The organism is Micromonospora kangleipakensis (assembly GCF_004217615.1).
Taxonomy (GTDB): domain Bacteria; phylum Actinomycetota; class Actinomycetes; order Mycobacteriales; family Micromonosporaceae; genus Micromonospora; species Micromonospora kangleipakensis.
This window is the reverse complement of sequence record NZ_SHLD01000001.1, coordinates 3,048,855-3,073,075: the sequence shown is the minus strand read 5'-3', so window position 1 is coordinate 3,073,075 and position 24,221 is coordinate 3,048,855. Positions and strand designations below refer to the sequence as shown.

Below are 24,221 nucleotides of genomic sequence, written 5' to 3'. Positions count from 1 at the left end.
CGGCAGAAGTCGATGACGCACAGGTTAGGGCGCGGAGGCGGGGGTAGGGACTGCTCATGCGCGTCCTTGGCATCAACGCGATCTTCGACGACCCGGTCGCCGCCCGGGTGGTCGACGGGACGGTGGCCGCCGCCGACGAGGAGCGGTTCGGCCGCCGCAGGCACGGCAGGCGACCCGTGCCGTGCTCCGAGGACCGCGACGCGGCGTACCGGCTGGGGGCGCGGGCACGTGAGGTGACGAAGGAACGCTTCGGGCTCGACCGGTTCCGCGCCCACCGGGACCGGCTGATGGAGGAGGAAACATGCGCATCGCGATGATCTCGGAGCACGCCAGCCCGCTCGCCGTCCTCGGCGAGGAGGACGGCGACGGGCAGAACATCCACGTGGCGGAGCTCGCGTCCGCGCTGGTCGGCGAGGGGCACGACGTCCGCGTCTACACCCGCCGGGACTCCGCCCGGCTGACCGAGTCGGTGTCCACCCCGGACGGCTACCAGGTCTGGCACGTACCGGCCGGGCCGGCCAAGCGGGTGCCGAAGGACGAGCTGCTGCCGTACATGGGCGAGTTCGGCGGCTGGCTCGCCGACCGGTGGCGGCACGGGGACTGGACCCCGGACGTGGCGCACGCGCACTTCTGGATGAGCGGCCTGGCCACCGTGCACGCCGGACGGCGTACCGGGGTGCCGACCGTGCTGACGTACCACGCCCTCGGCACGGTGACGCGACGGCACCAGGGCGGCCGGGACACCAGCCCACCAGGGCGGGTCGGCTACGAGCGGGCGCTGGGCCGGGCCGCCGACCGGGTCGTCGTACAGTGCGCGGACGAGGTCGCCGAGCTGGTCCGGATGGGGGTGCCCCGGTCCCGGATGGCGCTGGTGCCCTCCGGCGTCAACCAGGACGTGTTCCGCCCGGACGGCCCGGTCGCCCCGCGCGACCCGGCCCGGCCGCGGATCCTCACCGTCGGCCGGATGGTGGAGCGCAAGGGCTTCCTGGAGGTGGTCCGGGCGATGCCGGCCGTGCCGGACGCCGAGTGCGTGGTGGTCGGCGGCCCACCGGCCGAGCTGCTGCCCGCCGACTCCTTCGCCCGCCGGCTGTCCGCCCTCGCCGAGTCCTGCGGCGTGGCCGACCGGGTCAAGCTGGTCGGCGGCGTGCCCCGCGAGGAGATGGCCTCCTGGTACCGCTCGGCCGACGTGCTGGTCGCCGCCCCCTGGTACGAGCCGTTCGGGCTCGCCCCGCTGGAGGGCATGGCCTGCGGGGTACCGGTGATCGGCACCAATGTCGGCGGCATCGCCGACACCGTCGTCGACGGGCTCACCGGCGACCTGGTCCCGCCGCGCGACCCCCGCGCCCTGGGCGCCGCGATCCGCCGGCTGCTGGCCGACAAGGTCCGCCGCTTCGCGTACGCCACGGCGGCGCTGGACCGGATCCGCAGCCGCTACTCGTGGAAGCGCTGCGCCGAGCAGCTCGGGGCGATCTACGCGACGGTGGGCACGGTAGCCCGTCCGGCCACGGCGGCAGCCTGATCACCGGGCAGCTCGCACACTCCGGCCGTGGAGCGGCGGGGACCTGTCCACACCCCTGCTACCCGCCGGTAGCTTCCGGCCGTAGGCTGGGCCGGTGAGCGGGGAGCCCGAGTACAGCCAGGAGTACATCGACGTCGACGGCACCCGGATCGGCGTGCAGACGTACCCGGATCCGGACGGCGCGCCGGACGCGCCGGTGGTGGTGATCTGGCCGGCGATGGGCGTCCGGGCCCGCTACTACCGGCCGTTCGCCACCGCGCTGCGCGCCGCCGGCCTCGGCGTCGTCGTGGCCGACCTGCGCGGCACCGGCGCGAGCACCCCGGTCCCCAACCGCTCCTGCCGGTACGGCTACGCGGAGCTGGCCGGCGATGTCGGCGCCGTGCTGGCGGCGCTCAAGCCCCGGCTCGACGGGCGGACCCGGCTGCTGCTCGGGCACTCCCTCGGCGGTCAGGTGGCGGTGCTGCACCAGGCGCTGCACGACGCGGACACCGTCGACGGGCTGGCCCTGGTCGCGGTCGGCGTGCCATGGTGGCGCGGCTATCCGGGCCTGCGCGGCTGGGGCGTGCTGCCGTACACCCAGGGGATCGCGACGACCGCGCGGCTGCTCGGCGTCTGGCCGGGTTGGGGGTTCGGCGGCCGGCAGGCGCGCGGGGTCATCCGGGACTGGGCGTACACCGCACGGACCGGCCGCTTCCCGATGCTGGACGGGGTGGACGTCGAGACGGCCGTCGGGTCGGTGCGTACCCCGGTGCTGGCGGTCAGCGTCGACGACGACCAGTACACCCCGCACGCCACCCTGGACCACCTCTGCGCCAAGCTCACCGCCGCGCCGGTCATCCGGCACCGGTACACGGTGGCGGAGGCGGGCGCGCCGCTGGACCACTTCACCTGGGTCCGCGCCGCCGCGCCGCTGGCCGCCCGGGTGGCCGGGTTCGCCGCCGGGCTGCCCCGGCGCTGACCCGCCCGGCGGCCCCCGGCGCCGGCCGGTGACCCGCGGGGCCAGCAGGGCGATGGCGGTCGCCCGGTGTGTCGACCCACCCTCGTCCGTTCCCGGCACGTCGCTGTTCCCCCGTCCCGATCGTGCCCGCTTGCCCGGCGCGCCGACCCGGCATGCCTCGACATGGGCGATCCGCCGTGCGTAGCGGCCCGGATGGTGGGTAAGCCGCACCGCCCGAACACGGCGGAGGGGGATCCAGATGTCAGAACGGCACACCGCACTGCGCTCGATGCACGACCTGGGCCTGGCGGCCTGGTTCGGCGGCTCGCTGATGGGAGCGCTCGGCGTCAACGGCGCGGCGGCACAGGTCAACGATTCGACGCAGCGGCTGCCGGTGGCCTCGGCCGGCTGGGCCCGGTGGACCCCGGTGAACGCCGCGGCGATCGGCGCCCACCTGGCCGGCTCGGTGGGCGAGCTGGTCACCGAGAGCCCACGCGTGGCCGCCCAGTCCGGGGTGGCGAAGATGAGCGCGGTGAAGACGGCGCTGACGGTCGGCGCGCTCGCGGTGACCGGGTACAGCCGGTTGCTCGGCATGCGGTTGCAGAAGGCCGGCGGCCCACCCGTTGAGGGGGCCACCGAGCCGAGCTACCAGACACCGGCGAACGTCGCGTCCTGCCAGCGGCAGATGAAGATGCTGCAGTGGGCGATCCCGGCGCTGACCGGCGCGCTGGTGGTGGTGACGGCGTACATGGGCGAGCAGCAGAAGCCGGGGCAGGTGTTCCGGGGGATGCTCGACCGGGCCGGTGGCCTGATGGCCGCGCCGAAGACGATGGGCAAGGTGGCCGCCGTGGCCACGGCCAAGCGGCGCATGGCGATGTCCGGCCGCTGACCCGACCGGGCGCAACGGCCGGCAGCCCCGCCGGGATGCCGGCCATCCGGCGCTGCGCCGCCGCCCGCGATCCGCCGTCGAGGTGGGCGGCATGACCGACGCGGTGGCGGGCAATCAACGCCGGCACGGGCTGACCGACCAGGCGAGGTGGCCATGACCAGCAACGACGGATCGGGCAAGGGTGACAAGCGGCGGGGGCCGGAGTCGACCGAGCCGTGGGGCACGACCGACGGGTTCGACGCCGACGCGCCGTGGGGCGCGGGCGAGGACTCGCCGATGGACGAGGGCAGCGAGGAGAGCGCGGTGCCCGAGGGCCGGCGCGGTGAACGCCGGGCCGGCGCCCCGGCCCCCGACGGGAACCCGGCCGGGCGGCACGGTTTCGGCCCGGTCGAACCGACCCGCACGCCGGAGGCGGGGCCCGGCGGTCCGCCCGACCCCGCGCCGAGCGCGCGGACCTTCCCGGACGACCGGGCCGGCGAGGACCTGCCGGACAACGCCCTGGAGGAGTCGACCGGCATGCACCCGGAGGGGGTCAGCTGGCGCGGCTGAGGTCCCGGAACAGGGCAACGGCCCGACCGCACCGGCGGTCGGGCCGTTGTCGGGTACGTCAGCGCTGGCCGGCGTCCGGCTCCGAGGCGACGGGCCCGGGTCGTGCAGCCCGGCCTGGGTAGACATCGGACGCCGGGCGGTGACGACCCCTCCGTCGTACCGCCGGTCAGGAGCCGGTCCCGTCCTCCCCCGGCGTCCCCATCGCGGACGGCTCGGGCGCGGTCTGCGGCGCGGGCGGCTCGGGCGCGGTCTGCGGCGCGGGCGGCTCGGGCGCGGTCTGCGGCTCGGGCGGTCCGGTCACCGGGTGACCGGTGTCGTCCACCAGGCCGGGTGCCATGCTGCCGCCGTGCGCCTCCTCGGCCTCCCGGGTCGCCCGGGGGTCCCGGTCGTCCGGCCGGCCCGTCGCCGCCTCGTCCCGTTCGCTCACGCGTTTCCCCTCCGTCGTGCCTCGGCACCGCCGGTACCCGACCCGGAACCGGGGAAACCTCCGGCGACGGTCAGGAGGCGGGGGCCGGCGCCCGGGCGACGTCGACGCCGAGCAGTCCGGCGAGCCGGGCGGCGTCGCGCTGGGCCTGGTCGCCGCAGCAGTTGTTCATCAGCACGTGCAGCTCGGCGCACTGGTCGGCCAGCTCGGTCAGCAGCACCGCCCAGCGGCGCAGCTCCTCCTCGCCGTAGGCGTACCGGAACTTCTCCTGCTTGTCGCCGCTCTCCCAGGCGGTGCTGTGCCCGTGGAACCGGATGACGGCGAGGTCGGCGGTGGCGATCAGGATCGGCGGCACCGAGGAGACGTGCCCCTGCGGCATGTCGACGCAGACGTAGGTCAGCCCGTGCTCGCGCAGGAAGGTCACGGTCTCCACGACGGCGTCCTCGGTGAACCAGGAGGAGTGCCGCAGCTCGACGCTGACCCGCCAGGGTCGGCACCGCCGGGCCAGCTCGACGATCCGCCGCTTCGCCGCCGCGCTCCGGGCCAGCCACGGCGGGAACTGCAGCAGCACCGCGCCGAGCCGGTCGGCCGCCGCGATCGGCGCCAGCGCCGCCCGGAACCGGTCCCAGAGCTCGTCGTATGCCCCGGCGGGCAGGTCGCGCCAGCGGATCCGGCTCGGGCCGCCGACCGGGCGCAGGTCCGGCGGCAGCGCCGCCACGGGCGTGTGGTGGCCGGTGAAGAGGCTGAACGCCTTGACGTCGAAGGTGAAGCCGGGCGGGGTGGCCGCCACCCAGCCCTCGGTGGTCTCCGGCAGCGGGATCGCGTAGTAGGAGGTGTCCACCTCCACCAGCCCGAACCGCTCCGCGTACCAGCCGAGCCGGCCGGCCGGGGTGTTGACCGCCCGCGGGTACCAGCCCGAGCGCACCAGCTGCTGGTCGGCCCAGGACGAGGTTCCCACCTTGACTACACCCATGTAGTTCAGTGCACCGCGTACCGGGCGGATCGGCAACCGCTGGGGACGGCCGGGCGCGTCCGCTGTGGAACGGACCGGGACTGTCGGTGGCCGGTCCTATCGTGGTCGCAGTCGTCACAGAAGGGCAGGCACCATGAGCATCTCCGACCAGGTCGTCACCGGTGAGCGGGCGGATCTGCTCGCCACGCTACGTCGGCACCGCGGCTTTCTCCGGCAGACCGTCGACGGGCTGACCGACGAGCAGGCGGCGCGACGCAGCACGGTCAGCGAGCTCTGCCTCGGCGGCCTGATCAAACACGTCGCGGTCGTCGAGGAGCGCTGGATGCGGTTCGCCGCCGGCGGCGCCGAGGCCATGCAGAGCCAGCCGGTCGACTGGGCGGGCCAGTTCCGGATGCAGGAGGGCGAGACGCTCGCCGGCCTGCTCGATGAGTTCGACCGGGTGGCCCGCGCGACGGACGAGCTGCTCGCCACGCTCGACCTGGACACCGCGCACCCGCTGCCGACGGCGCCCTGGTTCGAGCCGGGCGCGAGCTGGTCGGTGCGGCGGGTGCTGCTGCACCTGATCGCGGAGACCGCCCAGCACGCCGGGCACGCGGACATCCTCCGCGAGTCGATCGACGGGGCGAAGACCATGGGCTGAGCCGGGGCCAACCGCCCGTTCCGGGGCCCAGGTGATCCATTTCACCTGCGCGATCAGGGGCGTACGCAGGGTTCCGATGTGACGTCGCGTGGAGCGGCGGCGCTGAGGGACACGAGATGAACGCACACCGCATGGACCAGGAGACCGTCGAGCGACTGCTCGTCGGTCCCGTCGCCGACCCGCAGAACGGTCCGGAGGCGCTCGTCCGACTCCTCACCGCCGTCCGGGCCGCCCCGCGCCCGCACGAACTGACCGGCGAGCGGGCCGCCATGGAGGCGTTCCGAACGGCCCGGGCCGGTGCCGTTCCGGCGCCGGCCGCCCGCCCCGAGCGGCGGATCCTCGCCGGACTGCTCAACGCGAAGGTCGCCCTCGCTGCCCTGTTGGCCGCCGCCGCCACCGGCGGCGTGGCGCTGGCGGCGGCCACCGGCAACCTGCCAGGCTCCCTGGGCGGCGCCGACGACAGCACGACGGCACCGAGCGCGAGCGCCGGTGGGCATCCCACGCCGACCAGCGGCCCGGGGGTCTCCCCCACCCCGGACGTCGGCGCGTCCGCCCGGCCGACCGGCTCACCCGCCCTGGTCGGGCTCTGCACCGCCTACCAGGCGGAGGCGAACGGCAACCGGTACCGGGCGCTGGAGAGCCCACGCTTCGCGGAACTGGTCTCGGCCGCGGGCGGCCGGGAGAAGGTGCCCGGGTACTGCGACGGGGTGCTCGACCCTGGAAACAACCAGGGCGGCCGGACGACCGGCCCCGGTGGCAGGCCCGGCGGCGAACCGACCGGCCGGGTCACCGGCCGCCCGGACCACGCACCGTCCACGCCGGACACCCCTGAGGACCCGGCCGGGCGGCCCACTGGCCCGACCTCGCACTGAGCCGAGGCGGGTCGGCCGCCCGTCGTGCGGACGGCCGACCCGGATGGTGCGGCCCGGCCTGCCGGCACGGTCGCGCCGGCGCGGTCGAGGATCAGAACGTGGCGACGTTCAGCAGCTTCTCCTGGATCCCGTCCGGGTCGCCGGCCGAGCTGTAGTTGGTCGTACCGGCCGACTGGAGGGCCGACTTGACGGCGCTCGGGGTGGCCGTCGGGTGGGTGGCCTTGTAGAGGGCAGCGCCACCGGCGACGTGCGGGCTGGCCATCGAGGTGCCGGAGATGGTGTTGTAGGCGCCGCCCTTCCAGGTGGAGTAGATGCAGACACCCGGGGCCATCAGGTCGACGTCGGCGCCGTAGTTGGAGAAGTCGGCGATGGTGTCGTCCACGTCGCTGCGGCAGGTGGCCGCCGCGCCGCCGCCGGGCAGGCCGTTGAAGTCGGCGAGCGCGCTGACCGTGATGACCTCGTCGTACGCGGCCGGCACGTGGTTGGCGGCGTTGTCGGTCTCGTTGCCGGCGGCGACGACGTACGTCACGCCGGCCGCGACGGAGTTGCAGATCGCCTCGTGCATGGCGTCCTTGTTGCTGCCGCAGGCGCTGTCGGTGCCGGAGCCGCCGAGGCTCATGTTGGCGACCTCGATCTCGCTCGCGTGCGCGGTCACGTAGTCGATGCCGCAGATGATGGCCGAGAACGTGCCGCTGCCCGCGTTGTTGAGCACCCGGACCGGCCAGAGCCGGGCACCGGGGGCCATGCCGACCACGCCGACGCCGTTGTCCAGCGCGCCGATCGTGCCGGAGACGTGCGAGCCGTGGCCGTTGCCGTCGTTCGCGCTGGTGCCGGTGGAGCAGTTCTTGGCCCCCACGGTGTAGACGTTGAGGTCCGGGTGGGTGAGGTCGATGCCGGTGTCGATGACCGCCACGTCCACGTTGACCCGCTCGTCCGCGCCGTTGATCTTCGCGGTCGGGCTCAGCTCCGCGTCGGCCCGGTTGATGCCGGTCGGCGTGGTCTGGGCGTCCGCCGTCACCACCCCGTCGGGCTGGACGAAGAGCACCCGCGAGTCCCGGGCGATGCGGGCGGCGGCCGTCGCGCTCATCTGGGCCGAGTAGCCGCGCAGGGCGTACTGGTAGATATGGCCGACGCTGGCGCCGTTGGCCCTGGCCTGCTCGGCGGCGACCGACGACGAGTTGGCGTCGGCGCGGAGGACGACGATGTAGCCGCTCTGCGCCTCGGCGCGCGGCGCGGCGGTGGCGCCGGTGGCCGAGGCGGCGGCGACGACGATGCCGGTGAGCATCGCGACGCCCAGTGTCTTGCGCATGGGGGTTCCTCTCCACGTGCGGTAGGGGCGGGTTGGCCCATGCCGAGGTTGTCGCAGCCGGCGCTGTCCGGACCAGGGGATGCAGCCATTCGTTATTGGAAATATATAAATTAGTAGGAAAAGCCGCATACCGACTGACCCGACGTCGATGACGCCAGGTCGTCGGGCGACCGCCCTCCTGCCGGGTTATCGCCGCCGGGCGTCGCGGTGTTTCACCCCCTTGGCGGTACGGCGGACGGCGGATACCGTCGATCCATCCACAGCGGAAGGGCCTCGTTGACCTCGATGGACACACCGGACCCCGACCTCGTGCGTCGGGCCGTCACGGGCGATACCGGGGCGGTGTCCCGGGTGCTGGCGCAGATCAGGCCGATCGTCGTGCGCTACAGCCTGGCCCGGTTGGGCCATGTCGGCGCCGGGGGCGCGACCGCGGAGGACGTCGCCCAGGAGGTCTGCGTCGCGGTGCTCCGCGCGCTGCCCCGCTTCACCGACCAGGGTCGGCCCTTCCTCGCCTTCGTCTACGGCATCGCCGCCCGCAAGGTCGCCGACGCCTGCCGCGCGGCGAGCCGGGACCGGACGGACAGCGTCGCCGACGTGCCGGACACCGCCGACCCCACGCCCGGGCCGGAGCCTCGGGCCCTCACCGCCGACCTGGGCGCCCGCCTCGGCGAGCTGCTGGCCCACCTGCCGGCCACCCACCGGGAGATCCTGGTGCTCCGGCTGGCGGTCGGCATGACCGCGGACGAGGTCGGTACGGTGCTCGGCATGACCGGTGGTGCCGTACGGCTGGCGCAGTACCGCGCGCTCACCCGACTGCGCGCCGTCGCCGGGGACACCCTGACTGCGGTGATCCGGTGACCGCCGACCTTCCTCCCCCACCCGACGACCCGGTGCGGCGGGACGACGAACTGCTCGACGCGATCCGTCGCGGCGAGCCACCGTCCGCCGACGACCCGGTGGCCGCCCTGCTGACCGGCTGGCACGCCGAACTGGAGGCCCGGGCCGCAGCGCTCGACGCCGCCGCGCCGGAACCCGTCGCCGGACCGGACCAGCTGCCGGCGAGCCGGGAGACCGCCAGGGCGGCTGGAGGGAGGCGCGACGACGCGACGACGGCGGGCGCGCGACCCGACCCGACGCGCGGTCGGCGGGGCCGTACGCCTGCCCTGCCACCCGCCACCGGCGTGGTGCCGGCGGCGGGGCGGGAACGACCGCGCCCCGGGCGGGCGCCGCGACGGCACGGGCGGGTCTTCGCCGGATCGGCGCTGGCCCTGCTGACGGTGACCGGCGGTCTCTGGCTCGGCTCGGCCAGGGCGGAACCGGGCGGCCTGCTCTGGCCGATCACCGAACAGATCTGGACCGAGCGGGCCGAGTCGCTGCGCACCGAGCAGGAGATCGGGAGGATGCTGGACCAGGCCCGACGCGACCTGACCGCCGGCCGGTACGCGGACGCCCGCGCCCACCTGGAGCGGGCGGCGGCGCTGCTCGCCGCACTCGGCGACGACGAGCACCGGGCCCGGCTCCGGGTCGACATTGACGACCTGCGGCGACGACTGCCCGCGGCCGACTCCCCGACGCCGTCACCGAACGCCCCGACACCCTCCGCGTCGGCGACACCGCCCGGCGCCCCGTCGAGCCCGGCGACGACCGGGCCGGACGACGCGGGCGGCGACACCGGCGCACCGCCCATCGTGATGATCCCGTCCGCCACCGAGCCCTCGGCAGAGCGGACGCAGCCGGCCCTGCCGACGCGGCCCGACCGCCCGTCCCGGCCCGCTCCGGCCACACCCGGGGCGGCGCCGGGCGCGACGACGCCGGCGAGCGGAGGTGCCGCGCCGGAGCGGAAGCCCCCGGCGACCCCGCGGCGGCGCCCACCGGCCGCGTCGGAGCGAACTCCTTCGACGGCAACGGGCGGTACCGACCGTTCCCGCCGGTCGAGCACGCCACCGGCGCCGTCCGGGCCGCCGCCGTCAGGCCACCCGACCGCCGGCCGAGCCTCGGCCGGGACCGGAACGGGGAACCGTACGACGGCCGCTCCGGCCACGACGGGGACCCGGCACGCCGGTACCGGGACCGGCGGAACCGCGCCCCCGAAGGCCGGGACCGGCAGCGCCGATGCCGGCGCAGCGGCTGATAGCTTGCCCCGATGAGCGTGCGGCGTCGACGGTTGGCGGTCAGCTTCCGCCTGACGATCGTGATCAGTGTGCTGGCCGGGATCGTGCTCACCGCGCTCGGCCCGGCCACGGTGGCCGGCCTGCTGCCGTACTTCACCATCCAGAGCAACGTGGCGGTCGGGCTCTTCGCCGGCTACGCCGCCTGGCGGGCCTGGCAGGACCGCCCCGAACCGCCCACGGCGCTCAAGGGCGCGGTGACCCTCTACATCACCATCACCGGCGTGGTCTACCACCTGGTGCTGGCCAACCCGGCCAGCCCGTTCGCGATGGTCCAGCCGGACCGCGCGCTCGGTGAGGCGCTGGGCAACCAGTTTCTGCACACCATCGTGCCGCTGCTCGCGGTCGCGGACTGGACGCTGTTCGACCGGCGCGGCCGGCTACGCCCGCGGTACGCGGCCTGGTGGCTCGCCTTCCCGCTGGCGTACCTCGGGTTCGCCCTGGTGCGCGGGCTGATCGTGCACCGCTACCCGTACCCGTTCATCGACGCCGGACAGCTCGGCTACCCCGGTGTCGGGCTCAGCTCGCTCTTCTTCGCGGTCGCGTTCTGGCTGCTCGGTCTGGTCTTCGTCGGCGTCGACCGGGGGCTGGCCCGGCGCGGCGCGAACCGCCCGGCGGCCGTCGCCGACGAACCGGCGCCGGTGGCCGCCGCGCCCGGCCCGGCCGCCGCCCCCGACCTGGCCGCCGCGCCCGGCCCGGCCGCCGCGCCCACCGCCCGGTCGGAGTCCGAGGAGACGGCCGCCGGGCAGCGGTGACCGCCGTTCTCGTGCTCGCCGTCGAGGGCTGACCGACGGCTCAGCGCATCCGGGGTCGGCGGCCGGGCGCACGGTCCCGCCCGTAGGCGTCGGCGCGCCCCCAGCGGCCCGGCACGTCGAGCAGCTCAAGCTGGCCGAACCCTGCCGGCATCGCCGGGTTGACCAGCAGGTTGTCCCCGCACGGACGCAGCCCGAGGATGGTGCCCAGCAGCATCAGCAGCGCCCCCGACGACCACGACTGCGGCCGACCGGCGGTCGGGAGCTGGACCGGGTACTTCGTGACCTGGCGGGGATACCCGGCGACCACCTCGGGCAGCGAACCGCCGAGCGTCTCCGCCACCGCGAAGATGCCGGCCGCGATCCGGGCCGCCTCGGCGTCGTACCCGTAGCGGCGCAGGCCCGTCGCGATCAGCGCGTTGTCCGCCGGCCACACCGCGCCGAGGTGCGCGCCGACCGGGTTGTACGGACGCTGCCCGTCGGCGTACGTCCGCACGCCCCAGCCGCTGAAGAGTTCCGGCCCGGACAGGTGGGCGGCCAGCGCTCCGGCGCGTTCCGGCTCCACGATCCCGCTCCAGAGCAGGTGGCCGAGGTTCGAGGTGAGCGCGTCGACCGGGCTGCCGTCCGGCTCCAGCGCCAGCGCGTAGTACTCCCGATCCGGCAGCCAGAAGTCCCGGTTGAACCGCTGCCGCAGCCGCGCGGCGTCGGCCTCCAGCCGGTCGGCGTACGCCGGGTCGTCCCAGACCTCCCGGGCGAGCCGGGCCCCCCGGATCTTCGCGTCGTACGCGTACCCCTGCAGTTCGCAGGTGGCCCGGGGGAAGGCGGGCTGCCGCCCGTGCCGGTCCACGATCGCGTCGGGCGAGTTCCGCCAGCCCTGGTTGACCAGCCCGTTGCGGGTGTTGCGGCGCTGGTAGCGCAGGTAGCCGTCGCCGCACGCATCGCCGTAGTCGTCGATCCAGTCCAACGCCATCCGGGCCGGGTGGCGCAGTTGCCGGACCAGCGCGGCATCCCCGGTCCACCGCTCGTACTCGTCGAGCAGAATGACGAAGAGGGGGGTGGTGTCCGCGGCGCCGTAGTAGGGCCCGGTGGGCTGGTCGCCGAAGGCGGCCGCCTCCCCGTAGCGCAGCTCGACCAGGATCTTGCCCGGCTCCTCGTCGTGCTGGTCGTCGAGCTGGCCGCCCTGGGCCAGGGCGAGCAGCCGGAGCGTGGCCGGGGTCAGTTCCGGGGTGAACGGCAGCGTCTCCAGGCAGGTGATCATGGCGTCCCGGCCGTAGAGCGCCATCGCCCAGGGCAGTCCGCCCACCGGCACCCGCTCGGCGTACGCCAGCGGCGTGTAGCGCAGCACGGCCAGGTCGCCCAGCGCGCACTCGTACGCCGACGCCACCGAATCGCGTTCGGCGACGAGCTGTGGCGCCCGGTCGAGCCAGCGCGCCAGGTCCTCCCGCCTGTCCGGACGCACGGCGCGCCGCTGGGACTGCAGGCTGGCCCGCAGGTCCCGACCGCCGGCGCCGTGGATCACCGTGTCGACGTGCAGGTCGGTGCTCCACTCGCCGTCGGCCGCGACCCGGATCCGGAACGTCATCCCGCCCTGGTCGACGCTTCCGGACGTGGTGCTGGAGACGACGGTCTCCCGGGTGAACCGCTCCCGTTGGTAGCACAGCCGTAGCTCGCCCCGGTCGGAGTCGACCTCGGTCATGACCCGGCGGGGCGCCGGGTTGCGGATCTCGGCGGTGTCGGCGAAGTCGCTGGCGACCTCCATCCGCAGGACGAACTCGGCGGGCTCGGCGGCGTGGTTGAGCACGGTGATCCGCTCGTTGAAGCCGTCGTTGATGGACCGGTGCCGGATCACCGACACGTCGGCGTCGACGTAGTGGCTGGCGGCGCCGGGCACCAGCACGAACCGGGTCTCGAAGTAGGCCATGTCGTCGCGGGAGAGGGCGTGCAGCCGCTGTCCGTCGAGGGTGAGCACCCAGCGGGACAGGAACCGGGTGTCGAAGGAGAAGAGCCCGATCGGTGCGTGTGGGTCCACCTCCATGTCGCCCTGCGCGTCGCTCAGCGCAAACGAGTTGCCGGCGATGACGTGCACCAGCTCCTGTTTCATGCCGTGCCACCCCGCCCGCAGGCCGCGTCGCGCGGGTGCCGGGCGCCCGGCGGGCCCGGGAAGAGCCGGCGCAGCGTCAACAGCAACCGGAGGTTTCCCTGCGCGGTGAGGTCGTTGCGCAGCAGCCCCGCCACCACGTGGAGCTGGCCGGCCGCCAGCCGGTCGAAGACCTCGCGGTCGGCGCGGACGATCAGCTCGGCCTCGTCGGGGGAACGGGCCACCTCGACGTTCTGGTGGTCGATGGTCAGGTACCAGTGCTCGGTGTGCCCGCCGTCGCGCAGGTCGAGGCGGAGCGTGCCGGCGGTGTTCTCCGGCAGCTCGGGATGCCGGCCCGCGACCCGCCGTTCCAGGTGCTCAACCGCCGAGACGCCCATCCGGTCCCCTCCCGTCCCCGGTCGTCCCCGCAGAGTCCCCGGCGGTGGGGTGAGTCCAACTCACCCGATCCGGGTGAGCCGGACCGTCCGGCCTCGCCGGTCGGGCAGCTCCCCGACCAGCTCGGTGGGACCGGCCACGGCCACCGCTCGCGTTTCGGCCGGGGTGGTGGAATCGTCAGGCCGGAGGTAGTGCGAGGGATGCGATGACCGACGGGCGACCACCGACCGGGTGCTGACCGCGCTGCTCGCCATGCAGCGCCAGTCGTGGGAGCAGGGGGTGGCCGGGCCGGCGCTGCTGGACCTCGGCCTCGACGAGTTGGCCGTGCTGATCGCCGACGGCTGGCTCGCGCCGTCCTGGCTGGACGTCGGGGCAGACCTGCTGGCCGCGGCGGACCGGCGGGTCGACCGGTACGGCCGGGTGACCGGGGTGAGCGGGGCGCCGGAGTTCGCCGGGCCCGGCACCTCCCCCGAGGCGCAGGCGTTCCACCTGCTCGCCCACGCCGCGCTGGACCGCGCCCGGGCGGCGGTCAACCCCGCTCGATGAGCCCCCGCACGTAGCCGGCCTGACCCGCGTGCTGGAGGTCGTCCTCCAGCAGGCTGACCAGCCGGACGCCGACGGTCACCGGCGGGTCCCAGTTCTCGTCCACCACCCGGTCCAGGTCCGCCGGCCGCAGCCCGCGCAGGTACGCCCCGGTCCGCTCGGCCACCGCCCGGTGGTAGTCGACGAGCGCCCGCCCGCTCTCCGGGCGGACGGCGAGGACCTGCTCCGCCGTGTACCCGAAGCCGGTGTCGCCCGGGTCGGCGGTCAACCCGAACCGGCCCGCCCAGTCCCCGGAGACCCAGACCTGCTCCGCACCGAGCAGGTCGGCGACGCCGCTGTCCTGCATCCGGGTCAGGTGCCAGACCAGCCAGCCCACCGTGGTGGCCCCCGGCGCGGGAGGCTGCCGCAGCTGTTCGGGACCGAGCCCCTCGACCGCCGAGTCGACCAGGTCGGGCAGCCGACCGTACGCCTCGGCCAGCAGGTCGTTCACGTCCACGGTCCACGCTCCTCCACCTCGGTGCCACCTGGGCAGTACCGCCCACCGGGCCGGGCAAACCTCACCTCTAGGGTGAGCGACGTGGTCGCGGCGCTGGAGCTGTATCTCGACACCGACGCCACCCGGCGGATCCGGGTGCTCTGGGACGCGTTGGAGTCCGAGGGCGTGCAGAGCATGCGGTCGCTGCTGGAGCAGCGGCACCGCCCGCACGTCTCGCTCGCCGTCGCCGCCCGCTTCGACCCCGACCAGGTCGCCGACGCCCTCGCCGGGATGGTGGTGGCCGCGCCGCTGCGGCTGGAGTTCCAGCACGCCGGCCAGTTCGTCGGCCGGGTGCTCTGGCTCGGGCCGACGCCCACCGCCGAGCTGCTCGCCCACCACGCCCAGGTGCACCACCGGCTGGCCCGCGCCGGCATCACGCTGGTCGAGCACTACCAGCCGGGTCGCTGGGTGCCGCACTGCACGCTCTCCATGCGGGTGCCGAACGTGCTGATGGCCGCGGCGGTGCGCCGCTGCCTGGAGGTGCTGCCGCTGACCGCCACGGTGGTCGGCGCGGCGATCACCGACCACGCCCGGGGCATCTCCCACCCGCTGCCCTGAGCGTCGCCCGCCCCCGCCGCGTGCATCACCGCGATTCGAAGTCGAGGACGAAGGTCGGACACGCCGGCTGCTTGCGACGTACCGGGCCACTACCCGGGAATGACGCACTACGGGGTGGACTGCTGTTCGCGGGACACCTCGACGTACTGGACGGCGTTCCGGATGTTCGGCCTGGCGTTCGGCAAGGTCCGCGCCGCGTACCCGGGGATCCGGCTGCTCGTCCCCGAGAACGGGCTGAGCCGGACTCACCACCGACCTCACCGGCGGCGGCCGGGCGCAGGCGCTCCGGGACCACGTCACCTGTGGGAGGAGAACGACTCCGGCGAGGTCTGCACGTGGGGCCGGGTCCTCACCTGGGACCCGCCCCGCACCTTCGCCTTCACCTGGCTGCTCGGCCCCGACTGGCAGCCGCCCGCCGCGGACGCGGCCGGCAGCCGGGTCACCGTCACCTTCACCCCCGTCGACGGGGGCACCCGGGTCGACCTGGTGCACGACCGGCTGGAGGCGCACGGCCCGGGCTGGGAGCGGGTCCGCGACGCCGTGGCCGGCGACGGCGGCTGGCCGGGCCTGCTGCGGCAGTACGCCGCCACGGTCTGACCCCGGGGGCTCCGGCCCGGCCACCCCGGCCGGACCGGAGCCCGCCGGGCGGGACCGGGCCGCGGCCCACCGCACGAATGGCCCTTCCAGCAGGGCCGCCTAGACTGGCGCCATGAGGACCCCCGCTTGACCGGCGACGCCGCGCCCCCGGCGTACGGTCACGTCTGCTGGGCCTACGACGACCCGGCGGTGCTCGACTCCCGCGCCATGGCTTTCCTCGCCGCCGGTCTCGCGGCCGGCGAGCGGGTCTGGCTCGCCGCGCCGAGCACGCCCGACTCGCTGACCCGCCGCCTGGACGGCCACCCCGGCCTCGCTGACGCGCTGCGCAGCGGGGCCGCCCGGATCGTGCACGTCGACGACGCCTACCGCGTCGACGAGGTCATCGACCCGGAGACCCAGGTGCGGCACTACGCGGCCGCCACGGCGGATGCGCTGGCCGACGGCTACACCGGGTTCCGGGTGGTGGCCGACGCGACCTCACTGGTCCGCACTCCCGCCCAGCGGGACGCGTTCACCCGGTACGAGCACCTCATCGACCGCTACATGCGCGCTCATCCGATGTCGGCCGTCTGCGCCTACGACCGGCGCGAGCTGGGCGAGCCGGCCATCGCCGAGCTGGCCTGCCTGCACCCCGAGACCAACGCCGACGTGCTGTTCCGCCTGCACGCCGCCGACCCGGGCGAGGCCGCCTTCGCCCTCGTCGGCGAGCTGGACCCGTCCAACCCCCGGCTCTTCGCCACCGCGCTGGACCGCGTCGACCCGCACCCGGTCGACGGCCGGCTGGTGGTCGACGGGGCCGGCCTCCAGTTCATCGACCACCGCTGCCTGATCCACCTGGGCGAGCACGCCCGGCGGCGCGGCGCCATCGCCGTCCTGCGCACCACCCGGTCGGCCGCGGCCCGGCTGGCCGAACTGCTGGAGCTCCCCCACGTGCGGGTCGAGGTCACGCGATGAGGACGGGTGCCGCCGCCGGCCACGTGGGCTACTACCACGAGGCCGTCCTGTTCGACTCCGACGAGCACCTGCTCGCCGTGGTGCTGCCCTTCCTGCTGGGCGGCGTCGAGGCCGGCGAGCCGGCCGTGGTGGGCTTCGGCGGGCGCCACGCCGAGCTGGTCCGGCGGGCCCTGCCCGCCGGTTCGGGCGTGACGTTCCTGCCCGGCGGCGACCTCTACGCCCGGCCGACCGCCGCGATCCGCTCCTACCGCAACCTGCTCGCCTCGTACCTGGCCGACGGCGCCCAGCAGATCCGCATCGTTGGTGAGCTGCCCCCCAGCGCGCTCGGCTCGACGTGGGACTGGTGGGCCCGGTACGAGTCGGCCATCAACCACGCCTACGACGACTTCCCGCTCTGGAGCATGTGCGCGTACGACACCCGGATCGCCCCGGCCCGGGTGCTGGCGGACGTGGAGCGTACCCACCCCCGGGTCGCCCGGCCGGACGGCAGTCACGTCCCGACCGGCGTCTACACCGAGCCGACCAGCTACCTGACCGAGTCGCGGCCGATGCTGCCGGACCCGCTCCAGCGGACGGCGCCGGTGGTCGAGCTGACCGACCCGACGCCCGCGGAGGCCCGCGCCGCCGTCCACGCCACCGACCGGGGGCAGCTCCCCGCCGACGACGTCGAGGACCTGGTGGTGGCGGTCAGCGAGATGGTGACCAACGCGCTGCGGCACGGTCTCCCGCCGGCCCGACTGCGGCTGTGGAGCGGCGCCGACCGCATCGTGGCCACGGTGAGCGACGGCGGCGACGGGCCGAAGGACCCGTTCGCCGGCCTCCTCCCGGCGACCACCGGCTCGGCCGGTGGGCTGGGCCTGTGGATCTCCCACCAGTCCCGCAACCACGTGGTGCTGCACCGCGGTCCGGACGGCTTCACGGTCCGGCTGACGGCGGGCAACCCGCACTTCCCGGTCTGATCCGGGCCGTCCGGCGCAGCCGCTCGTCCGGCGCCGACCGGTCAGCCGTCGGTGACGACGACGTGCAGGCGGCGCGGGCCGTGCACGCCCTCCACCCGGTTCAGTTCGATGTCGCTGGTGGCCGAGGGGCCGCTGATCCAGGTCAGCGGGCGGTCCGGGGTGAGCCGGGCGAGGGCCTCCGGCACGGTGGCCACCACCTGCTCGGCGCGGACCACGCAGACGTGCCGGTCGGGCAGGAGGCTGATGAGCCGCCGGCCCTGGTCGGCGGCGGCGTCGAGGACGATCGTGCCGGTCTCGGCGACGGCGACCGCCGCCGCGGTGACCACGCCGTCCAGCTCGGCCAGCCGGTCGGCGGGCAGGTCGTCGTCGACCACCAGCTCGACCCCGCCGGGCCGCCAGCCGGCGGGCAGCCCGGGCGGCACCACGACCGCGGCGGCGCCCTCGGCGGCGAGGATGCCGGCGACCGTGTCGGCGACGGTGGCCTCGGTGGCCCGGTGCACCTGGGCCCGGTAGTCGGTCAGCCGCTCGGCGAGCAGGTCCACCAGCTCCGGGTGGCCGGGCGGCAGCTCCCCCTGCCGGCGGTGGCCCGGCCGGTGGTGTACCGGCGCGGGCGGCGCGCCGGCCAGGGCGGCCCGCAGCCGGGCCAGCACGACGTCGCGGGCGGTCATGACCGGCTCCGCTCCGACCACCACTGACGGAAGGTCTGCGGCGGCGCGGCCGGCACGTCCCGGCTCGCGGTCCAGCCGTTCAGCGGCGGTGGCAGGGCGCGCCCGGCGATCCGGCCCAGCCCCGCGGCGCGCTGCGCGGCCGCGTACAGCCGGGGATGGTCCATCGTGTACGCGGCCGCGGCCATCGCGACCGCCTCGGCGCTCGGCGTCCGGCGCGCCGCCCGCTGCTCGGCCACGTGCCGGGCGCGCAGGTGGACCAGGACGGACGGAATGTCGATCATCACCGGGCAGGCGTCGAAGCAGGCCCCGCAGAGCGACGACGCGTACGGCAGGGAGGCATTCTCCTCGACCCCGGTGAGCTGCGGGGAGAGCACCGCCCCGATCGGCCCCGGATAGACCGACCCGTACGCGTGCCCGCCGGTGCGCTCGTACACGGGGCAGACGTTGAGGCAGGCGGAGCAGCGGATGCAGTGCAGCGCCTGGCGGCCCACCTCGTCGGCGAGCACCGCGCTACGGCCGTTGTCCAGCAGCACCAGGTGCACCTGCTGGGGGCCGTCGCCCGGGGTGACCCCGGTCCACATCGAGGTGTACGGGTTCATCCGCTCCCCGGTCGACGCCCGGGGCAGCAGTTGCAGGAAGACCCCGAGGTCGTCCCAGGTGGGGATGACCTTCTCGATGCCCATCACGGTGATCAGGGTCTCCGGCAGGGTGAGGCACATCCGCCCGTTGCCCTCGGACTCGACGACCGCGAGGGTGCCGGTCTCGGCGACCGCGAAGTTCGCCCCGGAGACGGCCACCTTCGTGCTGAGGAAGGTCGCGCGCAGGTGCCGGCGGGCCGCGGCGGCGAGCGCGGCCGGCTCGTCGGTCAGCGCCGGGTCCACCCCGGGCATCTCGCGCAGGAAGACCTCGCGGATCTCGGCCCGGTTGCGGTGGATCGCCGGAACCAGGATGTGGCTGGGCCGGTCCCGTCCGAGCTGGACGATCAGCTCCGCGAGGTCGGTCTCGACCGGTTCGATCCCGGCCGCCTCCAGGGCCTCGTTGAGGCCGATCTCCTGGGTGGCCATCGACTTGACCTTCATCACCCGGTCGGCGCCGGTGGCCCGGACCAGGTCGGTGACGATCCGGTTCGCCTCGACCGCGTCGGTCGCCCAGTGCACGGTGCCGCCGGCCGCGGTGACCGCCGCCTCCAACTGTTCGAGCAGCTCGGGCAGGCGGGCCATGGTGTCGCTCTTGATGGCCCGCCCCGCGGCCCGCAGCTCCGGCCAGTCGGGCACCTCGCCGATCACCGCCGCCGACTTGGCCCGGATGGTGCCGGTGGCGTGCCGCAGGTTGCGGCGGAGCTGGGCGTCGGCCAGGGCGCGGCGGGCGGCGACGGGAAACGGCTCGTCGCCGCGCAGGTTGCCGACCCCGGCCGGGGCGGTCGCCGGCATGCCGAGGAACGTCTCCGTCATCGCCGCGCCTCCCGGTCCGTCGCCCTCACCGGGCCACCCCCTCGGTCCGGCCGGTCCGCTCGCCGGCCCGCCCCGCCTCGGTGCTGGCCAGGATCTCGGCCAGGTGCACGGTGCGTACCCCCGCCCGGAGCCGGGACAGCCCGCCGCCGATGTGCATCAGGCAGGAGGCGTCCCCGGCGGTGCAGACGTCGGCCCGGGTGGCCAGCACGTGGCGCATCTTGTCGGCCAGCATCGCCGTGGAGGTGTCCGCGTTCTTCACGGCGAAGGTGCCGCCGAAGCCGCAGCACTGCTCGGCCTGCGGCAGCTCCACCAGGTCGAGGCCGCGGACCTCGCGCAGCAGCCGCAGCGGCCGGTCCCCCACCCGGATCATCCGCAGGGAGTGGCAGGTCGGGTGGTAGGTGACCCGGTGCGGGTAGTACGCGCCCACGTCGGTCACCCCGAGCACGTCGACGAGCAGCTCCGACAGCTCGTAGGTGTGCCGGGCGACCTCCTCGGCCAGGCTGGCCAGCCGCTCGTCGCCGGCCCGGCGGGCCACCATGGCGTGCTGGTGCCGCACCGAGCCGACGCACGAGCCGGACGGGGCCACCACCACGTCGTAGGGGGCGAAGGTCCGCACGTGCCGGCGCACCAGCCGCAGCGCGTCGTCCGGGTAGCCGGTGTTGACGTGCATCTGGCCGCAGCAGGTCTGCTCCTCGGGAAAGAGGACCTGGTGACCGAGGCGTTCCAGCAGCCGTACCGTGGCCTTGGCCGCCTCCGGGAAGAGGGTGTCGGCCAGGCAGGTGACGAACAGGGCGATCCGCATGTCCAGCCCTCCCAGGTCGCGTCCCGGTGGCCCGGCGCGCGGCGGTCCACGCGACCCGTCGAGTGTCCCCCAGGGACCCGGCGGGCGCCACCGGTTGCGGCCCGGCGATTAGCCTCGGGTGGTGAGCCCGCGCCCCGGTCCCGGCCCGGCCCGGCCCTCCCTGGGGCGGGACCGCTCCTTCGTCACGTACTGGATCGCGCAGGCGGTCTCCGCGGCCGGGGACTCCTTCGCCTACCTGGCGGTGCCGCTGCTGGTGCTGCACGCGACCGGCTCGGTGGCCCGGATGGGCCTGCTCACCGCGGTGGCCGGGGTGGCGTCGGTCGGCGCGGGCGTCTTCGGCGGGGTGCTCGTCGACCGGTTCGACCGGCGGACCCTGATGATCGTCGCCGACCTGGTCCGGCTGGTGCTGTACGGGCTGATCCCGCTGGTCTGGCTCGCCGGCCCGCAGGTGTGGCTGCTCTTCGTGGTGCTGCCGGTCTGCGAGGCGGTCGGCATGGTCTGCCAGGTCGCCTCGGTGACCGCGGTGCGCAACCTGGTCGACCGGGAGCGCATCACGGAGGCCAACGGGCGGCTGCACGCGACGTACGCGGCGGCCGCGGTGGTCGGGCCGCTGCTGGCCGGCCTGGTGTCGGCCCGGTTCGGTCCCACCGCCGCGGTCGGCGTCAACGCGGCCAGCTTCGCGCTCTCCGCCGTCTGCCTCCGGTTCGTCCGGCTCCGGCCGGCGGACCCGGACGTGGCCACCCCGGCGCGGGAGCGGCCGCTGGCCGAGTTCCTCGCCGGTGCGCGGTTCCTCTGGCGACAGCCGGTGCTGCGGTCGCTGACCGTACTGCTGTCGGTCTTCGTCTTCCTGACGTTCGGCCTGACCGACGTGCTGATCTACCACGTCAAGCACGACCTGGGCGGCTCGGACCGCACCGTCGGCACGGTGCTTGGTCTGGCCACCCTGGGCACGGTCGCGGGGGCGCTGCTGGTGGCTCCGCTGCGCCGCCGGCTCGGCTTCGGGGCCACCTGGATCGGCGCGACCGGCCTCAGTGGCGTGGCCGTCGCCGGAATCGGGTTGGCCGGCACCGTCCCGGCGCTCACCGTGGTGGCCGCGGTCCACCTCTGCTCCGTCAGCGTGGGTGGCATCTGCTCGATGTCGCTGCGCCAAGAGATCACGCCCGACCACCTGCTGGGCCGGGTGACCTCCGCCTTCTGGAGCACGCATTTCTCGCTCGGGCCGGCCGGCGCCGCCCTGTTGACCTGGGCGGCCGGCCGGTACGGCGCCGCCGCGGTCTGCCTGGTGGCGGGAGCGGGCTGCCTGCTGGTGGCCGTCGGCGGGTGCTGCGGCCCGGTCCGCCGGGCGGGATCGACGCCGGTGGCCGGCGCGCGGGACCTGCGGCCGGTGCCGGGCTGAGCGGGACCCGACCGATAACGGGCCGAGCGGGACCGGCCGAACGGCCACGGCATCCCACCGGGACGGTTGGTGGGGCACGCCGCCGGGCCGTTACGGGGTGGCGGTACCGTTGCGCCTCATCATGCCCTGCGGGGCGGTCATCCGCCGGCCTGGCGCTGGCGAACCGACGGAGGATGGCGCATGTCCAACGGCGAGGACGCGTTCGCACCACAGGACGACGTGTCGGCCCGGCCGAGCTTCGAGCTCGCGCTGCGCGGCTACGACAAGCGGCAGGTGGACCGGTACGTCAAGCGGCTGGACGGCGAGGTGTCCACGCTGACCGCCGACCGGGACCGGGCGTACCGCCAGGTCCAGGAGCTGACCGTGCAGCTGCAGCGGGCGGAGACCGAGGTGGCGGAGCTGCGGCAGCGCCCGGCGCAGGTGGACCGGGCGTCCTTCCGCGACCTGGGCCCCATGGTCGAGCAGATCCTCGACCTCGCCGAGAAGCAGGCCGGGGTGATCAGCGAGACCGCCGCGAAGCGCGCCACCGAGCTTCATGTCCAGGCGGAGAAGGCCCTCACCGCGGCGCGGGAGCAGGCCGCCCGGGAGCTGCGGGAGCTGGACGAGGAGCTGGACGCCCGGCGCGCCGAGCAGGAGCAGGCGCACGAGGAGCGGCGGGTCGCCGCGCAGGCCGAACTCACCGCCACCCGCGAGCTGGCGGAGAAGCTGCGGACCGAGGGTCAGGCCGCCCACGAGCGTGCCCAGCAGGAGGCGAAGCGGATCGCCGAGCAGAGCAACCAGCAGGTCGAGCAGGCCCGCTCCGCCTCCGAGGCGCTGGTGAAGGCGGCCCGGACGCAGATCCAGCAGGAGGTGCAGGCGAACCGCAGCAAGGCCCAGCAGGAGCTGGCCCAGTGGCAGGCCAACATGGCCCGCGAGCTGGAGGAGCGGCGGGCCGCGGCCGAGCAGGAGCTGGCCGACCGGGCCACCGCGGCCGAGCGGGACATCGCCGCGCTCGTCGCCGAGGCCCAGCAGTACGCCACGGAGGTCCGGGAACGCGCCGACGCGCAGACGAGCGCGCACCAGGAGCAGCTCACCACCGTGCAGCAGGAGCTCCAGCAGCGGCAGGAGGCGCTGACCCAGCTCCAGGCCGAGCTGGAGACCGCCGGCCAGCAGCTCGACCGGTCCCGGCAGGAGATCGCCACCATCGAGGAGGAGGGCGCCGAGCTGGAGGAGCGCCTGGTGGAGGTGCGCCGCGACCTGACCGCCGAGACGAAGCGGCTGGAGGACGCCCGCCGGGCCGGTGACCTCGCCGAGCAGCACGCCAAGGAGGTACGCGCCCGGGTGCAGCGCGAGGCGAAGCGGGTGGCCGACCTGGCCGCCGCGGCGGTGATGGCGGCCGCCGCGGGCGGCGGGGAGACCGCCGAGTACCCGCAGGTGGGCGCCCGAGCGGCCACCGAGGCCTCCCCCGTCCAGCCGGCCCTCGTCGAGCGGGTCCCCGCGCCCCGGGAGCCCTTCGACGCCTTCGCCGTGCGGACGCCCGCCGAGGGGAAGTCCGCCGGGCGGACCGCCGAGGAGCCGGCCGAGCAGCCCGACGCGGAAGTCCCGGCCACCGCCTGAGCCCGGGATCCGCACGGGTGGGGTCGGTCCCGGGTCGGGCCGCCGTCCGGCGGGCGGGGCGCCGGTCAGGAGTCGGCCGGCACCCCGGCCTCGAGCTGCCCGATCAGCGGGGCGAGCAGCGCATCCAGCTCACGGGTCAGCACGACGACGGCCCGGCGCGCCGCCGGCGCGACCTCGTCGCCGGGACCGTCCGGCGCCGGAGGCAGGTGGTCCAGCGGGACGGGGACCTCGGCCCGCAGCATCGCGCGCAGGTGCGGGGCCCGGGTCAGGTCCTGCTCCGACGGCGTGACGTACTGACCGAACAGCTGGGGCCAGTCGCGCCAGCCACGGTCCTGCTGCCACTGCCGGGTCCAGGTCAGCTCGGCCGGCCACCGGGACACCAGGGTCACCGCGCAGGTCAGGCCCCCGTCCCACGGGCTGCGCGCGCAGGTCGCCGAGACGACGCGCCGGTGCCAGCGCACGTACGGGGGTGACAGCGCCGAGGCCAGCCGCCACGCCGCCACCGCGAAGCCGACCGGGGCGATGTCGCCCCAGGTGTCGGCGAACTCGTCGGGCCGTGCCGACACCTCGGTCTCGTAGCGACCGCGCCCGCCCGCGCCCCGCTCGCGGTCGACCTGCTCGTCCAGCCAGAACGCGCGTTCCGGGGTCATGCCGACT

The 24,221-nt window shown here is 75.3% G+C and carries 27 protein-coding genes; 17 read left to right on the top strand and 10 right to left on the bottom strand.

Annotated features, from left to right (window positions below; all coding sequences use genetic code 11):
- Nucleotides 1-56 precede the first annotated feature (56 nt).
- The 5 genes from EV384_RS14790 (at nt 57) to EV384_RS14770 (ending at nt 3,894) form a co-directional block, all read left to right on the top strand.
- The gene (locus EV384_RS14790; protein WP_130333846.1) at nt 57-317 is read left to right on the top strand and encodes a hypothetical protein; all 261 of its coding nucleotides are present in this window, start codon (nt 57-59) and stop codon (nt 315-317) included.
- On the top strand, nt 302-1,519 hold the full coding sequence (locus EV384_RS14785) for a glycosyltransferase (protein WP_130333844.1): 1,218 nt from the start codon (nt 302-304) through the stop codon (nt 1,517-1,519). The genes EV384_RS14790 and EV384_RS14785 overlap by 16 nt, the downstream gene beginning before the upstream one ends.
- A 94-nt stretch (nt 1,520-1,613) precedes the next feature.
- Complete coding sequence (locus EV384_RS14780) at nt 1,614-2,477, top strand: alpha/beta hydrolase family protein (RefSeq protein ID WP_130333842.1); 864 nt, start codon at nt 1,614-1,616, stop codon at nt 2,475-2,477.
- Between the two features lie 238 nt (nt 2,478-2,715).
- Complete coding sequence (locus EV384_RS14775; RefSeq protein ID WP_130333840.1) at nt 2,716-3,345, top strand: hypothetical protein; 630 nt, start codon at nt 2,716-2,718, stop codon at nt 3,343-3,345.
- Between the two features lie 153 nt (nt 3,346-3,498).
- Nucleotides 3,499-3,894 (top strand): hypothetical protein, encoded by a 396-nt coding sequence (locus EV384_RS14770; protein ID WP_130333838.1) that lies wholly within the window; start codon nt 3,499-3,501, stop codon nt 3,892-3,894.
- A 166-nt stretch (nt 3,895-4,060) separates the two neighbouring features.
- Here EV384_RS14770 and EV384_RS14765 read toward each other — a convergent pair whose 3' ends face one another.
- Both EV384_RS14765 and EV384_RS14760 read right to left on the bottom strand, forming a co-directional pair.
- Entirely contained in the window at nt 4,061-4,321 is a 261-nt protein-coding gene (locus tag EV384_RS14765) for a hypothetical protein (protein ID WP_130333836.1), read from the bottom strand.
- A 70-nt stretch (nt 4,322-4,391) separates the two neighbouring features.
- Nucleotides 4,392-5,291 carry a DUF72 domain-containing protein gene (locus EV384_RS14760; RefSeq protein ID WP_130333834.1) on the bottom strand — a complete coding sequence of 300 codons (900 nt, stop codon included), beginning with the start codon at nt 5,289-5,291 and terminating at the stop codon, nt 4,392-4,394.
- 133 nt (nt 5,292-5,424) lie between these two features.
- On the opposite strand from EV384_RS14760, the gene EV384_RS14755 reads away from it, so the two are divergent.
- Together EV384_RS14755 and EV384_RS14750 are read left to right on the top strand one after the other, a co-directional pair.
- The gene (locus EV384_RS14755; protein WP_130333832.1) at nt 5,425-5,931 is read left to right on the top strand and encodes a DinB family protein; all 507 of its coding nucleotides are present in this window, start codon (nt 5,425-5,427) and stop codon (nt 5,929-5,931) included.
- Between the two features lie 116 nt (nt 5,932-6,047).
- The gene (locus tag EV384_RS14750; protein ID WP_130333830.1) at nt 6,048-6,803 is read left to right on the top strand and encodes a hypothetical protein; all 756 of its coding nucleotides are present in this window, start codon (nt 6,048-6,050) and stop codon (nt 6,801-6,803) included.
- A gap of 91 nt (nt 6,804-6,894) precedes the next feature.
- On the opposite strand, the gene EV384_RS14745 is transcribed toward EV384_RS14750, so the two are convergent.
- Nucleotides 6,895-8,112, bottom strand: a complete 1,218-nt coding sequence (locus tag EV384_RS14745; protein WP_130333828.1) for a S8 family peptidase — start codon at nt 8,110-8,112, stop codon at nt 6,895-6,897.
- A gap of 285 nt (nt 8,113-8,397) precedes the next feature.
- Between EV384_RS14745 and shbA the strand changes: the two genes are divergently transcribed.
- Genes shbA through EV384_RS14730 form a run of 3 tightly spaced genes read left to right on the top strand, consistent with a single transcriptional unit; the run spans nt 8,398 to nt 11,035 of the window.
- Nucleotides 8,398-8,970, top strand: a complete 573-nt coding sequence (shbA, locus tag EV384_RS14740) for an RNA polymerase sigma factor ShbA (protein WP_130333826.1) — start codon at nt 8,398-8,400, stop codon at nt 8,968-8,970.
- Nucleotides 8,967-10,259 carry a hypothetical protein gene (locus EV384_RS14735; RefSeq protein ID WP_130333824.1) on the top strand — a complete coding sequence of 431 codons (1,293 nt, stop codon included), beginning with the start codon at nt 8,967-8,969 and terminating at the stop codon, nt 10,257-10,259. Before shbA ends, EV384_RS14735 begins: the two co-directional genes overlap by 4 nt.
- Complete coding sequence (locus tag EV384_RS14730; RefSeq protein ID WP_130333822.1) at nt 10,256-11,035, top strand: Pr6Pr family membrane protein; 780 nt, start codon at nt 10,256-10,258, stop codon at nt 11,033-11,035. The genes EV384_RS14735 and EV384_RS14730 overlap by 4 nt, the downstream gene beginning before the upstream one ends.
- Nucleotides 11,036-11,075: 40 nt before the next feature.
- Here the strand turns inward: EV384_RS14730 and EV384_RS14725 are convergent, their stop codons facing one another.
- Both EV384_RS14725 and EV384_RS14720 read right to left on the bottom strand, forming a co-directional pair.
- Nucleotides 11,076-13,133 (bottom strand): amylo-alpha-1,6-glucosidase, encoded by a 2,058-nt coding sequence (locus EV384_RS14725; protein ID WP_130333820.1) that lies wholly within the window; start codon nt 13,131-13,133, stop codon nt 11,076-11,078.
- Nucleotides 13,130-13,507, bottom strand: coding sequence for an SCP2 sterol-binding domain-containing protein (locus tag EV384_RS14720; RefSeq protein WP_130333818.1), 378 nt, complete (start codon nt 13,505-13,507; stop codon nt 13,130-13,132). Before EV384_RS14720 ends, EV384_RS14725 begins: the two co-directional genes overlap by 4 nt.
- A 229-nt stretch (nt 13,508-13,736) precedes the next feature.
- On the opposite strand from EV384_RS14720, the gene EV384_RS14715 reads away from it, so the two are divergent.
- Entirely contained in the window at nt 13,737-14,051 is a 315-nt protein-coding gene (locus EV384_RS14715; RefSeq protein WP_242624063.1) for a hypothetical protein, read from the top strand.
- Here the strand turns inward: EV384_RS14715 and EV384_RS14710 are convergent.
- Nucleotides 14,035-14,544 (bottom strand): mycothiol transferase, encoded by a 510-nt coding sequence (locus EV384_RS14710; protein ID WP_130333816.1) that lies wholly within the window; start codon nt 14,542-14,544, stop codon nt 14,035-14,037. The two genes, EV384_RS14715 and EV384_RS14710, sit on opposite strands and share 17 nt — an antisense overlap.
- Before the next feature lie 81 nt (nt 14,545-14,625).
- Between EV384_RS14710 and EV384_RS14705 the strand changes: the two genes are divergently transcribed.
- The 4 genes from EV384_RS14705 (at nt 14,626) to EV384_RS14690 (ending at nt 17,651) form a co-directional block, all read left to right on the top strand.
- Nucleotides 14,626-15,141, top strand: coding sequence for a 2'-5' RNA ligase family protein (locus tag EV384_RS14705; protein WP_130340560.1), 516 nt, complete (start codon nt 14,626-14,628; stop codon nt 15,139-15,141).
- A gap of 99 nt (nt 15,142-15,240) precedes the next feature.
- The gene (locus tag EV384_RS14700; RefSeq protein ID WP_130333814.1) at nt 15,241-15,738 is read left to right on the top strand and encodes an SRPBCC domain-containing protein; all 498 of its coding nucleotides are present in this window, start codon (nt 15,241-15,243) and stop codon (nt 15,736-15,738) included.
- Between the two features lie 126 nt (nt 15,739-15,864).
- Nucleotides 15,865-16,692, top strand: a complete 828-nt coding sequence (locus EV384_RS14695; RefSeq protein WP_130333812.1) for an MEDS domain-containing protein — start codon at nt 15,865-15,867, stop codon at nt 16,690-16,692.
- Complete coding sequence (locus EV384_RS14690; RefSeq protein WP_130333810.1) at nt 16,689-17,651, top strand: sensor histidine kinase; 963 nt, start codon at nt 16,689-16,691, stop codon at nt 17,649-17,651. Before EV384_RS14695 ends, EV384_RS14690 begins: the two co-directional genes overlap by 4 nt.
- A 41-nt stretch (nt 17,652-17,692) precedes the next feature.
- On the opposite strand, the gene EV384_RS14685 is transcribed toward EV384_RS14690, so the two are convergent.
- The 3 genes from EV384_RS14685 to EV384_RS14675 are packed head-to-tail and all read right to left on the bottom strand — an operon-like array spanning nt 17,693 to nt 20,572.
- The gene (locus EV384_RS14685; protein ID WP_130333808.1) at nt 17,693-18,319 is read right to left on the bottom strand and encodes a LutC/YkgG family protein; all 627 of its coding nucleotides are present in this window, start codon (nt 18,317-18,319) and stop codon (nt 17,693-17,695) included.
- Complete coding sequence (locus tag EV384_RS14680) at nt 18,316-19,770, bottom strand: lactate utilization protein B (RefSeq protein WP_130333806.1); 1,455 nt, start codon at nt 19,768-19,770, stop codon at nt 18,316-18,318. The genes EV384_RS14685 and EV384_RS14680 overlap by 4 nt, the downstream gene beginning before the upstream one ends.
- 25 nt (nt 19,771-19,795) lie before the next feature.
- A complete protein-coding gene (locus EV384_RS14675) occupies nt 19,796-20,572 on the bottom strand; it encodes a (Fe-S)-binding protein (protein WP_130333804.1) in 777 nt (258 codons plus the stop codon).
- A gap of 121 nt (nt 20,573-20,693) precedes the next feature.
- Here EV384_RS14675 and EV384_RS14670 point away from each other — a divergent pair, with 121 nt between their 5' ends.
- Both EV384_RS14670 and EV384_RS14665 read left to right on the top strand, forming a co-directional pair.
- A complete protein-coding gene (locus EV384_RS14670; RefSeq protein ID WP_130333802.1) occupies nt 20,694-21,968 on the top strand; it encodes an MFS transporter in 1,275 nt (424 codons plus the stop codon).
- A 180-nt stretch (nt 21,969-22,148) separates the two neighbouring features.
- Nucleotides 22,149-23,564, top strand: coding sequence for a coiled-coil domain-containing protein (locus tag EV384_RS14665; protein ID WP_242624062.1), 1,416 nt, complete (start codon nt 22,149-22,151; stop codon nt 23,562-23,564).
- 65 nt (nt 23,565-23,629) lie between these two features.
- Here EV384_RS14665 and EV384_RS14660 read toward each other — a convergent pair whose 3' ends face one another.
- Entirely contained in the window at nt 23,630-24,214 is a 585-nt protein-coding gene (locus EV384_RS14660) for a hypothetical protein (RefSeq protein WP_130333800.1), read from the bottom strand.
- Nucleotides 24,215-24,221 lie beyond the last annotated feature (7 nt).

Excerpts from the sequence above, each read along its gene's own strand:
- EV384_RS14755 (WP_130333832.1), top strand. The coding sequence starts at position 5,425 with ATGAGCATCTCCGACCAGGTCGTCACCGGTGAGCGGGCGGATCTGCTC.
- EV384_RS14680 (WP_130333806.1), bottom strand. The coding sequence starts at position 19,770 with ATGACGGAGACGTTCCTCGGCATGCCGGCGACCGCCCCGGCCGGGGTC.
- EV384_RS14760 (WP_130333834.1), bottom strand. The coding sequence starts at position 5,291 with ATGGGTGTAGTCAAGGTGGGAACCTCGTCCTGGGCCGACCAGCAGCTG.
- EV384_RS14700 (WP_130333814.1), top strand. The coding sequence starts at position 15,241 with ATGACGCACTACGGGGTGGACTGCTGTTCGCGGGACACCTCGACGTAC.
- EV384_RS14665 (WP_242624062.1), top strand. The coding sequence starts at position 22,149 with ATGTCCAACGGCGAGGACGCGTTCGCACCACAGGACGACGTGTCGGCC.
- EV384_RS14685 (WP_130333808.1), bottom strand. The coding sequence starts at position 18,319 with ATGACCGCCCGCGACGTCGTGCTGGCCCGGCTGCGGGCCGCCCTGGCC.
- EV384_RS14730 (WP_130333822.1), top strand. The coding sequence starts at position 10,256 with ATGAGCGTGCGGCGTCGACGGTTGGCGGTCAGCTTCCGCCTGACGATC.
- EV384_RS14745 (WP_130333828.1), bottom strand. The coding sequence starts at position 8,112 with ATGCGCAAGACACTGGGCGTCGCGATGCTCACCGGCATCGTCGTCGCC.
- EV384_RS14775 (WP_130333840.1), top strand. The coding sequence starts at position 2,716 with ATGTCAGAACGGCACACCGCACTGCGCTCGATGCACGACCTGGGCCTG.
- EV384_RS14770 (WP_130333838.1), top strand. The coding sequence starts at position 3,499 with ATGACCAGCAACGACGGATCGGGCAAGGGTGACAAGCGGCGGGGGCCG.
- EV384_RS14725 (WP_130333820.1), bottom strand. The coding sequence starts at position 13,133 with ATGAAACAGGAGCTGGTGCACGTCATCGCCGGCAACTCGTTTGCGCTG.
- EV384_RS14790 (WP_130333846.1), top strand. The coding sequence starts at position 57 with ATGCGCGTCCTTGGCATCAACGCGATCTTCGACGACCCGGTCGCCGCC.
- EV384_RS14660 (WP_130333800.1), bottom strand. The coding sequence starts at position 24,214 with ATGACCCCGGAACGCGCGTTCTGGCTGGACGAGCAGGTCGACCGCGAG.
- EV384_RS14675 (WP_130333804.1), bottom strand. The coding sequence starts at position 20,572 with ATGCGGATCGCCCTGTTCGTCACCTGCCTGGCCGACACCCTCTTCCCG.
- EV384_RS14785 (WP_130333844.1), top strand. The coding sequence starts at position 302 with ATGCGCATCGCGATGATCTCGGAGCACGCCAGCCCGCTCGCCGTCCTC.
- EV384_RS14720 (WP_130333818.1), bottom strand. The coding sequence starts at position 13,507 with ATGGGCGTCTCGGCGGTTGAGCACCTGGAACGGCGGGTCGCGGGCCGG.
- EV384_RS14690 (WP_130333810.1), top strand. The coding sequence starts at position 16,689 with ATGAGGACGGGTGCCGCCGCCGGCCACGTGGGCTACTACCACGAGGCC.
- EV384_RS14750 (WP_130333830.1), top strand. The coding sequence starts at position 6,048 with ATGAACGCACACCGCATGGACCAGGAGACCGTCGAGCGACTGCTCGTC.
- shbA (WP_130333826.1), top strand. The coding sequence starts at position 8,398 with ATGGACACACCGGACCCCGACCTCGTGCGTCGGGCCGTCACGGGCGAT.